This is a genomic window from Protofrankia sp. CiP3, from assembly GCF_917627345.1.
In the GTDB taxonomy this organism is placed as follows: domain Bacteria; phylum Actinomycetota; class Actinomycetes; order Frankiales; family Frankiaceae; genus Protofrankia.
Map to the genome: position 1 here is coordinate 56,702 of NZ_CAKJTM010000023.1, position 12,266 is coordinate 68,967.

A 12,266-nucleotide genomic window follows, 5' to 3' on the forward strand; every position below is an offset into this window, starting at 1 on the left:
CTGGCAGGCGGCCGATCTTGCAATGGCGCGGATCCTGGTGGTGCAGGCGTCCGGGGCAGACATCCGGGTCAGACGTTCACCGTGCTTTCAGCAGCACGTTCCACAGAGTCAGGCCTGGGCCGAAGGCCATCGCCACCACGGGGTCGCCGGGGCGCAGCTGCCCCTTTCGCCGGATCAGCTGGAGAACCAGCGGAACTGTCGCCGACGAGCAGTTGCCGCGGATGTCGAGGATCTCGTGGGTTGCGGCGGTCTGGTCGGCGCGTAACCCGAGTTTCTCCGCGACCACACTCACGATGCGTGGCCCACCGGGGTGTATCGCCCATCCCGCGATGTCCTCGACGCCGAGTCCGTGCCGGCCGAGCAGTTCCGCGGTCGCCTTCTCGACGTGCAGCGCCAGCCTGTCGGGCACCTTTGCCGACAGGCTCATCCGGAAGCCGTGGTCGGTGACTGTCCAGGTCATCAGCGACGCCGATGAGGGGTCGGTGACAGCCTCGGTGTCGATGACCTCCAGCCCACCGGAGACATCCGGTTCCAGCACCAGGGCGCAGGCCGCGTCCCCGAACAGCGCGTGCGCGACGATCTGCTCGACATCGTTCTCAGCCCCGGGCGCGAACGGCTGTACGTGCAGCGATGGCAGCTCGACGCACAGGACCACCGCGGGCCGTCCCCGCGTACGCACGTAGTCGGTGGCGGTCGACAGCGCGGGCAGCGCCGCGTAACAGCCCATGTGGCCGATGAGGAGCCGCTGGGTGCTGGCCGGCATCCCGAGCTCGGTGGCCAACGCGATGTCAAGGCCCGGGGTCGCGTAGCCGGTGCAGGAGACCACGACGAACAGGCCGACGTCAGCGGGATGCAGGCCGGCGTCGGTGAGCGCGCCGACAACCGCCTCCCGACCCAGTGGATGTGCCGCGGTGACGTACCGGCGCATCCGGGCACCGGTGGTCCACGCGCTGATATCCTCCGTCCGCGGATCGACCGCGCCATGGCGGGTGCTCACGCCGCAGCCGAGGAAAATCCTTCGCGCGGTCCGGTTTCCGTTGTAACGACGAGTGAACACATCGTCCCACAACGCTTGTTGGCCCATGGGCGGCGGGAACGCCGTGCCCTGCCCGGTGAGTACCGCCGCGCGCATCCGGTTGGTGCCCGTGGCTTCCGGCGCGGCCTGCTGCCGCTGCCGTGGTGGCCGGGCCGTTCGCGGCAGGGACGCCGACGGTTTCGGCCCGACGATGGCACTCGCGTTTGTTTGTGCTTGGCTGGACATCCGGCGTTACCCCTCCATACACCGAGAACAAAGTAGAGGTCGTCCGTCGACGGCGTGCGGGACCTGGACGCCTGGGCTGGCGAAAGTGGCTTCGGACGGGTGTGACGGACCGGTCCGGACACCGCCTTTGCCAGCCGATGTCGATCAACGCTCTCTGCGTGTCCGCCTTATAATGCGCATGGCGAGCCGACGACGTTGACTCGATGACGATTTCGTCATGTCTGTTATAAGTCACCGTATGCCGCCGATATTATGCGTACCGGGGCTTGACATGCGAACCATGCTGGGCTCGGGTTGGTCGCTGGTTTCCGCATTGACGTGTTCAGGTGTGTTCGGGTGCATTCAGGCGTGTTCAGACCAGATTGGGCCCGGCTGCCACCAGCAACGCCACATCGATGAGCGCGACCGCGAGGACGACCCTAAAAGCTCCGCGTCCGATCGGCCGCGAATCATTTTGGTCGGATTCTCCCGATTCGCCGAATTCTTCTGCTGTTCCCGGAAAATTCCGCTGGTCCGGTTCGGCGGATACGCTCGCGGCCACCGGTCCGGGATGCCGTACCGGCACGCTCACCAGTACCGCGGCGACGGCGGCCCCGGTCACGGCGAGCCCCGCGATCGCCGCCGGGCCGACCGATGACCCCGGGCCGAAAGCGATTACCACGGACGCGGCGGCAAGCAGCGCCACAGCCAGCCACAACGACCAGCGCGCCCCGACCCGGTGCGGCACGCCGCGCACACCGGCGCGCAGGTCCTCGGCGAGGTCGGGCAGAACATTGGCAAAGTGCCCCCCGCAGCCCAGCAGGGCACCGGCGAGCAGCAGCCACCAGGCGGGCCGCGGGTGGCCGGGCAGCCCGAGGACGATGAAGGCGGGCAGGAGCGCGTAGGCGATGGCGAACGGGATCAGCGACGCCGCCGTGCCCTTCACCCCCATGTTGTACAGCCAGGCCAGGGCGACCGCGATCAGGTGCGCGGTGGCCGCCCGCCACCCGGACAGCAGGGACAGCGGTACGCACGCCAGCAGGCTGACCACCGCGGCGACGCCCACCGTCCGGGCTGGCAGGGCGCCGAGCGCCACCGGTTTGTCCTCCCGTCCGCTGGACGAGTCCCGGGCCCGGTCGAAGTAGTCGTTACTCCATCCGATCGACAACTGGCCGGTGCCCACGGCGAGGGCCACCGCGACGACACCCGCCACCGACCGCCCGGAGGAGGCCGTGAGGGCGGCGGCGATCAGCGTGACCGCGGCGGAGGGCTCTGGATGGCAGGTGCGCGCGAGGCCGCGGACGGTTGGGTAGCCCATGGATCACGAAGTCTTTCTTCCGCTGGTCAGCTTGCCCCGGCGCGTGCCCGCCTTGGGATCGAGACGCCGCAGTAACAGCGCGCAGGCGGCCACGGCCAGACAGCCGACAGCGAAGCCCGCCACGATGTCCGTGAGGTAGATGTGCGCGGCATGCACCCACAGCGGATCGACCGGGCCGCGGGAGAAGGGCACGTTGCCGAGTTTCACCACATCGTTGAGGTCCGCCGAGGACGCGATCGCCGCGTAGCCCCAACGGGCCGGCATGAGATAGCCGATCTGTTGCAGGCCCAGTTTGCCTTCCAGCGGGACGAGCCCGCCGCTGAAGACGACCTGTGACATGGTGGTCATCACCAGCAGCGGCATGGTCTTGTCCGCGTTGTCGACCCAGGCGGAAATCGCCAGGCCGAGCATCGCGGACGATATCGAGATCATGGCCACCGCCAGGATGACCTCCAACATGGGGGAACTGAGCACGACCGCCTGGCGCGGCGTGCGGTTGGTCATTCCTATGATGGCGAAAACAATGCTCTGCAGAGCGGTTATGATGACGAGAACAACGATCTTCGACCCGAGGTATGCGGTGATCGACAGGCCGATGGCGCGTTCCCGCCGGTAGATTGCCTTCTCCTTGACGATCTCCCGGATTGAGTTTGCCATTCCCATGAAACAGGCGCATAGCACGACCACGATGAGCAGCATCTGCGCATCGACGTTCGGTATGCCGTTGGGTAACGGGTCCAGGCGGTGTGGCGCCGGTCCGACCCGGGGCAGTATGCCCAGCAGGAACGGGAATGCCGCGATCAGCCAGAGGTAGGACCGGTCCGAGGCGATGACGCTCAGCTGGCGGCGGCTCAGCGTCGCTATCTGCGAGAAGACGGACTGCTGCCGCGCGCTCGGCAGCGCCGCTGGTGTCGGGCGCGCGGGCGGTGCCGTGACCGACGCCGGGACGAAGTACTCGGAGTGCCGGAACCGGTCCGCCAGCTCGGTTGGTACCGCGCTTTCCAACATCTGGAAGACGTCCGGCCACGAGTCCTTCTCGAGGAACGTGAGCGCGTTTCCCGGCGGGCCGAAGTAAGCGGTACGCCCGCCCTTGGCGAGGACAAGAATGTAGTCGCAGATATCGAGCTGCGCGACACTGTGGGTCACCACCACGATGGTCCGGCCATCGTCGGCCAGCGTCCGCAGGGCGCCCATCACGTTCTGGTCCATGCCGGGATCGAGGCCGGAGGTGGGCTCGTCCAGAAACAGCAGTGTTGGTCTGGTCAGCAGTTCCAGCGCCACACTGGTGCGTTTGCGCTGCCCGCCGGACAGGTTCCGCACGGGGACATCCGCGCGTTCCTGGAGGCCCAGCTCGTGGAGAACCTCGTCGACCCGTTCCCGGCGCTCCTCCTTTGTGGTGTCCGGGGGGAAGCGCAGCCGCGCGCCGTATTCCAGCGCCTTGCGGACCGTCAGCGTGGTGTGGAGAAGGTCGTCCTGCGGCACATGCCCGATTCGACGGCGTAGCTCGCCGTATTCAGCGTACATGTCCCGGCCGGCATAGCGGACGGCGCCTTTGTCGGCCGGCCGGAAACCGGTCAGCGCGTTCAGCAGGGTGGACTTGCCCGAGCCACTGGGGCCGATGACGGCCAGCAGCGCCCGGCCGGGCAGCCGGAAGCTCACGTCATGCATGATCTGCATGTCCTTGACGAAGACATTGAGGCCGTCGGCCTCGAAGGTGACGTCCCCGGAGTCGAGGTATTCGACCAGGGTCTCGCCTTCGAGCTGGAAAAGATGATGCCCGACGGCGATGATGTCACGCTGGGCGACCGCCTCGCGGCTGATCTTCCGTCCGTTGAGGAACGTTCCGTTCGCGGAGTCGAGATCGACGACGTGTACCCCGCTCTGGCCGACGAAAATCTCGGCGTGGCGCCGGGAGGCCAGCAGGTCCGCCACGACGATGTCGTTGTCGTTGGACCGTCCTATCGACATCGTCCCCCGGCGCAGCGGATAGGTGTTCCGCCGGCCGTGTTCGCGTTCCAGCCTCGCCGCGCCGTCGGGTCCCGTGGCGGTCGTCTGCCGGTCGCGTTCGTACTCGGGGCTGCTGCGCCAGACCGTCGACATCTCCGAGCGTGGATTGAACCTCGGTGGTTCCGTGATGCTCGGTATGTCCGGCGAGAGCGGTACGTCCGGTAGGAGTGGTATGTCCGGCAGGACGGGCAGAACCGCGAGCTCAGGGCCGTCGGGCGCGCCGAGCCGCAGCCGTATCTCTCCCTGCACGGCGACCTGCTTGACCCGTTGCCCGTCCACCCAGGTTCCGTAGGAGCTGACGTCCTGCGCGGTCCACTCGGTATCGGTGCGTGTGATCACCACGTGCCGGCGCGAGACCTGGCGATCTATCAACACCAGGTCGGAGCCCTTTCCCCGGCCCACCACAAAAGGCCGGTCGCCTGTTATGATCACTTCCCCGGTGCTGCTGACGATTTTCAGCGGCGTCGACACGCCGTTCCCCTTTCGACCGTGCGTCGCAACCCAGCGCGGGCGTGTCCGCACCGTCCTGGCCAGCTGTTCACCGCATGAAATGATTTTATATTGATCCGGCTGGTATGTTCCAACCTATATAGCTGGTATATACCGCTCGACGAGATTCGCGCGGTATCCAGCATGGCACAGCGGAGCGCGCCGCCCGGTCGGTACGGTGAAGTCCACGGCTGGCCGGGCGTGCGGGCCTCGCCAGGGCCCGCGAACTCTGTCGCGGTAGGCGCGGTAGGTGAGGCCTCTCGCGGGCCGGTCCGTTTGTTCATCCGTTGCCCGCGAGCAGGCCTTCACAGGTGCGGCGAAGGGTCGTGGCGGCGCGGCGCAGCGGGCGGGGGCGAGCCGGTTCTCGCTCAGCCCGGCTTCGAGGATGACCGCATCCAGTAACGAGAGGACAGCAGGGCTGGCTGACGCGGCCGGGGGGCCGGCTGCGGCGGTGCTCACGGACACCTCAACGGACACCTCTGGGATATACGGACGCTGATGACCTTATAATTTTTGTCCGCATGGCGGCTGTGGATCTTTCTGTAAGAGCGACTGAGGACAGGGCGTTCGATCAGTGAGTGGCTCATCCGCGCCCATGCCTTCTGCTGACTGCTGCCCTGACGGGCAGCTGCCCGATACCCAGGACCCAGTCTGACCTGCACCTTGAGTCAGTCTTGAGTACAGCTTGCGTACGGCTTGAGGAGGCCTTTGCGTGCGCCTGCGCACCATGAGCGCCCGTTGAGAGCGATGTGAGACACCTTGGCCTGCCTGTCACGAGAAGAACAGCAGCCCGGCCAAAGGGTGCGCGATCATGGTTCCTGTCATGCGCTCGGCGGCTCCCAGGAGACCTCGGGGGATGTCCATGAGCCGATCGATACGCGTCCTGCTTCACGCCAACGATCCGATCACCCGGGCGGGTCTTGCCACGCAGCTCGCGGACTACCCGGACGTCGATCTCGTCGATCCGGACGCGGGCGTGTCCCACGGCGGCACCGGGACGATCGACGTCGCGCTGGCCAGCGTTGACGCCGTGGACAAACGGACTATCGAGCTGATTCGCGGCCTGCACCGGGCGGGCAGGCCGGTGGTGCTCATCGTGACCGATCTGGGTTCCTCGGATGTCACGGCAGCGGTGGAGGCGGGCGCGACGGGGCTGATCCGGCGAGCTTCCGCCGCCCCGGGCCAGCTGCTGTCCGCGATTCGTGGAGCGGCGAACGGTGAGGGCTTCCTGCCGCCCGACCTGCTCGGCGGGTTGCTCAACCAGGTGCGCCAGGTCCAGACTCAGGTGCTCGCGCCACGCGGTCTCACCCTGTCGGGTATCTCCGAACGGGAGCGGGACGTGCTCCGGCTGGTCAGTGAGGGGTGTGACACCCGGGAGATCGGCCGTCAGCTCTCCTACTCGGAACGCACCGTCAAGAACGTTCTTCAGGACGTCACCCGCCGGTATGGCCTGCGTAACCGCTCCCACGCCGTCGCCTACGCGCTGCGTCAGGGCCTGCTGTAGCTCTTCTGCCCCTCGACCGGCTGTTCGAGCACGCCCACATGCCCCATGACCATTTGGTCAGGACTTCATCGCTGGACGGCTTGTAAGGACAACCGGGACACTCCCGCGTTGAGCCGGGCGGCTTGGCGGGTCAGGTGGTCGCGCTCGGCGAGGTTGGGGGCCTTGTGGGCAGCCTCGGCGTACAGCCGTGCCGCGGCAGCCAGGTCGCCGTCGCGTTCATGCAGGTACGCCGCGGCGGCGGCGTAGCGAGGCAGGGAGTCGTCCAGCGCCGCGAGTGCTCTCAGCCCGGCGCGTGGTCCGTCGACCTCGCCGACGGCCACCGCCCGGTTGAGCCGAACGACTGGGCTGTCGGCCAGGCGCGCAAGTTCGTCATACCACTCGAGGATCTGCGCCCAGTCGGTGTCCTCGGCGGTGGGTGCGTCCGCGTGGAGTGCCGCGATGGCAGCCTGGGCCTGGAACTCGCCCAGCCGGTCGCGGGCGAGGGCCGCCTGCAGGATCATGACGCCCTCGGCGATCGAGGTGGTGTCCCATCGGCTGCGGTCCTGCTCAGCGAGTGGTACCAGGCTGCCATCGGGCGCGGTCCGGGTGTCGCGCCGGGCGTGGTGGAGCAGCATGAGGGCGAGCAGTCCCGTCACCTCGGGGTGGTTGATCGCTGCCGCGAGCTGCCGGGTGAGCCGGATGGCCTCGGCGGCGAGGTCGACATCGCCGGAGTAGCCCTCGTTGAAGACCAGGTAGAGGACGCGCAGCACGGTGGCGACGTCGCCCGGCTGGTCCAGCCGCACGCCGGAGACGGTGCGTTTGGCCCGGCTGATGCGTTGCGCCATGGTCGTCTCGGGCACCAGGTAGGCATGGGCGATCTGGCGGGTGGTCAGCCCGCCGACGGCGCGCAGGGTGAGCGCGACCGCGGACGACGGCGTCAGCGACGGGTGGGCACACAGGAAGTACAGCAGCAGCGTGTCGTCCACCGCGGGCGTGGACCCGGGCACCGGCCACTGGTCGACAACGTCTTCGCGCCGGCGCCGGGCAGCATCCGCCCGGGTCGCGTCGAGGAACTTGCGCCAGGCCACGGTGACCAGCCAGCCCTTCGGGTCCCGCGGCTGGCCGGCCGGCCAGCGGCGGATCACCTCGACCAGCGCGTCCTGCACGGCGTCCTCAGCCGCAGCGAAATCAGCTCCGCGGCGGACGAGGATCCCGAGCACGCTTGGGGTGAGGCCCCGGAGCAGGGCCTCGTCCATCTGTGCGGTCACTGCGTGATGGTGGGCGGCGCGGTCAGGAACGGGCGGAGCTCGAGCCACTCGTGAATCGGCTTTCCGCCCGCACCGGGGGCGGCCGACAGCTCACCGGCCAGCTCGACGGCACGCTCGTAGCTGTCGACGTCGATCACCATCCAACCGGCGATGAGGTCCTTGGTCTCGGCGAACGGGCCGTCGGTGACCGGTGGGCGCCCCTCGCCGTCGTACCGGACGAACGTCCCCGTGGGGGCGAGCGCCTGGCCGTCAACGAACTCGCCGGTCTCCTCGAGCCGGGCCGCGAAGTCGCGCATGTACTGCATGTGCGCCGAGATCTCCTGCGGCGTCCACCGGTCCATGGGCACGTCGTTGACCGCAGCCGGAGCGCCGCGGTAGTGCTTGAGCAGCAGGTACTTGGCCATCGTGTTCCTCCTCGGTGCTGGTGCGACCCATCGTGGCTACATTCACCGCGGGGACGGAGCCAGCCACGGTTTCTCGACATCACCGTCCAGAAAATTTTTGGCTCTCGCGGATGAGCGGGCGACACGGCCAACCCGGTGGTCGACGTCCAGCCTCCGCTGGCCACGCTGGCACGGGCATTGGCGCTCAGCGACGAGTTACCCAAGGCGACCGTCCTCGCCGGGAGGATCGCTCTCTGCCTCCGTGACATTGCGGGCACAACGGTGGACTTCGCCGCCGCGACCGTGACGACCAGCCCGATCAGCCGATCTGGGCGCTCGTTGTCGAGCGCGGTCGACTTCTGCGCTGACCTGTTGGACGACGCCTACTCGGGGCGTCCATTCAGGGGTGGGCAGCTGTAGGCCGCTGACCTTGGGGTTTGTGTTGAGGGAACATGTCGTGCTGGTTGCTTGATCGGCGTGGTTGGGCGTGACCGAGCGGGACCAGGCACGGAACCGGCTCGCGGAGCTTGAGCTGGAGGTCGCCGGGCTGCGGCGACGGATGTTGATGGACAGCACGAACTCCTCGACGCCGCCGTCGAAGGAGCTGGTCGGGGCGAGGGAGCGGCGCAAGGCCGAGCGGCTGCTGCCCACGGTGCCCACGGTGCCCACGGGAAAGAAGTAGGGACGGCAGATGTGGATGATCTACGGGAAGCCCGCGATCGACACTTTATGATCATCTTCCGTGACCGCTGGCCGTCCGCCGAGTCCCACTAACTAATCAAACCCGCCGGCAATACCGTTGGCGACGCAGTCCCGGCGTGGTGATGGGCGGGGCTGGTGTGGATGGTCGCGGCGGACAGGCGGCGGATGTGGCGCAGCAGGTGGGCTTCGGCGGCGTGGGCGACGTCGTGGGCGGCGGTCAGCGATAGGTCCGGATCGACGGTGACGTCGGCTTCGGCGCGCAGGGTGTGGCCGATCCAGCGCAGGCGCAGTTCGCGGACGGTTTCGATGCCGTCGGTGTGCAGGAGGGTGGTGGTGGCTTCGGCGACCGTGTCGGGGTCGACGGCGTCCATGAGCCGGGCGCCGACGACGCGGGCTGCGGAGCGTAGGACGCCGAGGATCGCGACGGTGATGGCCAGGCCGATGACGGGGTCGGCCCAATGCCGGCCGAGGGCGACGCCGACAGCGCCGAGGAGGACCGCGAGGCTGGTGAAGCCGTCGGCGCGGGCATGCAGGCCGTCGGCGATGAGAGCGGCGGAGCCGATCCGGTGGCCGACGCGGATGCGGTAGCGGGCAACGATCTCGTTGCCGACGAAGCCGGCAAGCCCTGCGGCGGCGACTACGGCGAGGTGGTGGATGTGCTGGGGGTGCAGCAGGCGGTCGATCGCGGCCCAGGCGGCGAGCACACTCGACAGACTGATCATCGCGAGGACGGCGAGACCAGCGAGGTCCTCGGCACGGCCGTATCCGTAGGTGAACCGGGCGGTGGGCGGGCGGCGGGCGAGAGTGAAGGCGAGGAGCAGCGGGAGGGCGGTGAGGGCGTCGGCGATGTTGTGCAGGGTGTCCCCGAGCAGCGCCACCGACCCGGACAGCACGACGACGACGGCTTGCAGGGTCGCGGTCAGGCCGAGACCGGCCAGGCTGATCAGCAGGGCGCGGCGCCCGGCGGTGTCGGCTTCCAAGGCGTCATCGATCTGGTCGGCGCTGTCGTGGCTGTGCCCCCCGATCAGCTTTGAGAGTTCGTGGCGAAACCGCGCCCAGCATCCTCTCGTGTGATGGTCGTGCCCGTTCTCGTGTGTGTGCCCGCCGTGCGTGTGGCCGCCGTGGCCGTGGCCGTGGCCGTGCGCGGGGGGTTCATGCTCGTGGCCGGTGTCCATCCTCGCGACGATAGGCGAAAACGATCAATGCGGCGTGGCGGCAGCTGCCATCCCGTCGCACCTGCCCCGACGCTGCATCAGCGCCTTCACCGTCGTGATCCGGGAACTGTCCGGCAGCGGCCACGAGGCCGATGGGAGTCCGGTCCGGGGGTAGCTGCCAGGAGAAGGCCCGGAGCGGGGTGCCGGCGTCGGCGTTGGCATCGGGGGCCAGGATAGAAGCGGTGAAGATCTTGGAATGCGGCCGTGAGGAACTCCGCGGCGCAGGGGGCGCGGAACGTCCAGACAGCGATGGCGGTTGTCACGGTCTGCGACAGCAACTGGTGTGGTGTCCCAGGTCCGGTCTGGGACACCAAGGCCGCATAACAGCGAAAGTCGATATTGGCTACCCATGATCGATGTGTTCGGAGGGCCTATGCGGTCAATTTCTGTCTGCCCCTGCCCCTGCCCCTGCCCCTGCCCCTGCCGTACCTTGCCTCTGGCTAATGTTCCGTGATTCCGCCTCTTTACTTTGCGCTGCCAGCATCAACAGCCCACGGCGCCATCAAGGCCGGTCGAACGGAGGATCGCATGACTCGAGAGCTGTCGTCGCCTGGCTATTCGCTGCGAACACCACCCCGCGGCTTCTTCGGAATTTTTTCACCGCAACCCGACCCGCCGGAAGCGGTTCACCAAATTGGACACGCTATAATGTGCACGATAATGAATGTTTCAGCTGGTAGTTATCTAACGACGTCCAATCCGGCCGCTTTCAAAATGTCAGCAAGCCACACAAGGCCATAAGTCATGACTTTTGACGAATCAGTCAAAATAGACTCTAAATTGGACAGAGATTCACTGAGCTGTCCAATGGATAAATCTGTTGGTTCTGAATAAATATTGTAGAGAGCCTCTTTGGGAATCGACCAAAAATAGTCTTTATCGAAAGATATCTCCGGGCCGACTTCCTGTCGTAGATGATCAATTAGAAGATTGAATACGATTCTGAGTTTCTCAAGCGAGACGGATACTTGCTCACTCATTAGCGCCACCCTCAAGAATTTTGGAAATCTGATTCTGAAAGGATGATATCTCCTGCTCCAGATGGCGTATTCGTCCGTCGATGATTCGTTGCCGGATTTCCGGTGTCGACGCACGTCTCAGCAAGCCTTGATTGTCAAAGGCATCAGGATTGGCTCTGTACGACTGCAACTTAGCCTGATGTATGCTAATTTGCCGCTGAAGTGAATTAACGGCGCGCTGCTCGGATAAGGTCAGTTTGTAAGGGGCGAGGCCGAGGGGGTCGAACCAGCCCAGGGGATTGTGGACGTAGGTGTGGGGGTTGGGGGCGGGGGCCGAGACCGAGGGGGTCGGTGGAGTCGTAGCGGGCGGTCTCGGGATCGTAGTAACGGTGGTAGTTGTAGTGCAGGCCGGTTTCGGGGTCGTGGTACTGGCCCGGGAAACGCAGCGGACAGTCGAGGTCACCGGCGGCCGGTGGTGGACTCGCGCCCCACAGGGTGGTCCGGGCCTGCCAGGCAAGGTCACCATCGGGGTCGAGGAGTTCGGTGGGGGTGCCGACGAGATCGGTGATGATGGCGTGGAACTGGGCGTCGAACCACGCCTGCCCGGCCTGGCTGGCACCGTCCCGGCCACCGTCGGCTCGGTCGCCTGAGCCATCGGGAGACGGGCGGCGGTCGGACTGGGTGAGCGGGCGGAAGCCGCCGGGTTCCCAGTCCCAGGTCGTGACGCGAGACGGCAGACCGCCCGCGGTGGCGTGGTGCTGTTCGGCGAGGACGACGCCGTCCCAGGCGAAGTTAACCTGTTCGACCACGGTTGCATTGTCGTCGCCGAGGCGCTGTTTGGTGATCCGGCGGCCGAACGGGTCATAGGCGTACCGCCAGCGCTGGCCGTCCGGGGTGCTCACCCCGGTCAGCCGGTCCTCGGCGTCCCAGCTGTACCGCCAGGTCCGCGGCCCCGCCGACAGTCGTTTCTGCTGGCGTAGCGTCACCCGGCCCTGGCCATCGTGCTCGTAACGGATACTGCCGGCGCGGCGGATCAACGTGCCGGCGTACTCCCGGCCACCCTGCGCGGCAGCGTCCGGCCCGTGGTGCCCGTCGCGCTGCGCGGGCACCGGCCAGGACGCATCGGTGATGTTCCCCGCCGGGTCGTAGGCATACCGCTCAGACCAGCCGGGGCCATGGACGGCGGTGACCCGCCGGGCCGGA

The 12,266-nt window shown here is 67.2% G+C and carries 11 protein-coding genes; 3 read left to right on the top strand and 8 right to left on the bottom strand.

Annotation, left to right across the window (positions count from 1 at the left end; all coding sequences use genetic code 11):
• Window positions 1-76: 76 nt before the first annotated feature.
• The 4 genes from MJ797_RS11420 to MJ797_RS11435 all read right to left on the bottom strand — a co-directional run bounded on the left by MJ797_RS11420 (window position 77) and on the right by MJ797_RS11435 (window position 5,513).
• Window positions 77-1,132 carry a type III polyketide synthase gene (locus MJ797_RS11420; RefSeq protein ID WP_374582000.1) on the bottom strand — a complete coding sequence of 352 codons (1,056 nt, stop codon included), beginning with the start codon at window positions 1,130-1,132 and terminating at the stop codon, window positions 77-79.
• A gap of 481 nt (window positions 1,133-1,613) precedes the next feature.
• Window positions 1,614-2,558, bottom strand: a complete 945-nt coding sequence (locus tag MJ797_RS11425; protein ID WP_239334304.1) for a UbiA family prenyltransferase — start codon at window positions 2,556-2,558, stop codon at window positions 1,614-1,616.
• Window positions 2,559-2,561: 3 nt separating this feature from the next.
• Window positions 2,562-5,036 carry an ATP-binding cassette domain-containing protein gene (locus MJ797_RS11430; RefSeq protein ID WP_239334305.1) on the bottom strand — a complete coding sequence of 825 codons (2,475 nt, stop codon included), beginning with the start codon at window positions 5,034-5,036 and terminating at the stop codon, window positions 2,562-2,564.
• A gap of 114 nt (window positions 5,037-5,150) precedes the next feature.
• The gene (locus MJ797_RS11435; RefSeq protein ID WP_239334306.1) at window positions 5,151-5,513 is read right to left on the bottom strand and encodes a hypothetical protein; all 363 of its coding nucleotides are present in this window, start codon (window positions 5,511-5,513) and stop codon (window positions 5,151-5,153) included.
• A gap of 403 nt (window positions 5,514-5,916) precedes the next feature.
• Here MJ797_RS11435 and MJ797_RS11440 point away from each other — a divergent pair, with 403 nt between their 5' ends.
• On the top strand, window positions 5,917-6,558 hold the full coding sequence (locus MJ797_RS11440) for a response regulator transcription factor (protein WP_239334307.1): 642 nt from the start codon (window positions 5,917-5,919) through the stop codon (window positions 6,556-6,558).
• A 65-nt stretch (window positions 6,559-6,623) separates the two neighbouring features.
• On the opposite strand, the gene MJ797_RS11445 is transcribed toward MJ797_RS11440, so the two are convergent.
• Window positions 6,624-7,793 (bottom strand): RNA polymerase sigma factor, encoded by a 1,170-nt coding sequence (locus MJ797_RS11445; RefSeq protein WP_239334315.1) that lies wholly within the window; start codon window positions 7,791-7,793, stop codon window positions 6,624-6,626.
• Window positions 7,794-7,801: 8 nt separating this feature from the next.
• Entirely contained in the window at window positions 7,802-8,209 is a 408-nt protein-coding gene (locus MJ797_RS11450; protein ID WP_239334308.1) for a YciI family protein, read from the bottom strand.
• A 135-nt stretch (window positions 8,210-8,344) separates the two neighbouring features.
• Between MJ797_RS11450 and MJ797_RS11455 the strand changes: the two genes are divergently transcribed.
• The gene (locus tag MJ797_RS11455) at window positions 8,345-8,608 is read left to right on the top strand and encodes a hypothetical protein (protein ID WP_239334309.1); all 264 of its coding nucleotides are present in this window, start codon (window positions 8,345-8,347) and stop codon (window positions 8,606-8,608) included.
• Window positions 8,609-8,675: 67 nt separating this feature from the next.
• Complete coding sequence (locus MJ797_RS11460) at window positions 8,676-8,870, top strand: hypothetical protein (protein WP_239334316.1); 195 nt, start codon at window positions 8,676-8,678, stop codon at window positions 8,868-8,870.
• Between the two features lie 88 nt (window positions 8,871-8,958).
• Here the strand turns inward: MJ797_RS11460 and MJ797_RS11465 are convergent, their stop codons facing one another.
• Together MJ797_RS11465 and MJ797_RS11470 are read right to left on the bottom strand one after the other, a co-directional pair.
• Window positions 8,959-10,065 (bottom strand): cation diffusion facilitator family transporter, encoded by a 1,107-nt coding sequence (locus tag MJ797_RS11465; RefSeq protein WP_239334310.1) that lies wholly within the window; start codon window positions 10,063-10,065, stop codon window positions 8,959-8,961.
• Window positions 10,066-11,290: 1,225 nt separating this feature from the next.
• Window positions 11,291-12,266: RHS repeat domain-containing protein (locus MJ797_RS11470; RefSeq protein WP_239334311.1), on the bottom strand; the 976-nt coding region annotated here is incomplete at its 5' end.